Annotated in this window: 1 protein-coding gene; it reads left to right on the top strand. The window is 65.9% G+C overall.

Annotation, left to right across the window (positions count from 1 at the left end; all coding sequences use genetic code 11):
• On the top strand, positions 1–214 hold a 214-nt coding region (locus E5X34_RS32865; protein WP_292573406.1), incomplete at both ends, for a hypothetical protein.

The following is a 214-nucleotide window of genomic DNA, read 5'->3' as shown; positions in this document are numbered from 1 at the left end:
GTGCAGGGCCTGACCAACTTCTGGTGCGCCTGCGCCGTGATGGCCGGCTTCAGCCAGGGTGGCGGCGTCGGCCTGGCACTGTCGAACTGGATGGCCCATGGCGACCCAGGCTTCGACGTCTGGGGCATGGATGTGGCGCGCTTCGGCGAATGGGCGACGCTGCGCTATACCAATGCCAAGGTGCGCGAAAACTATTCGCGCCGCTTCTCCATCC

Origin of the sequence: Mesorhizobium sp. (genome assembly GCF_004963255.1) — a bacterium.
In the GTDB taxonomy this organism is placed as follows: Bacteria; Pseudomonadota; Alphaproteobacteria; order Rhizobiales; family Rhizobiaceae; genus Mesorhizobium.
Note: the sequence above shows the minus strand (reverse complement) of the source record. Positions and strands in the feature narration are given on the sequence as shown.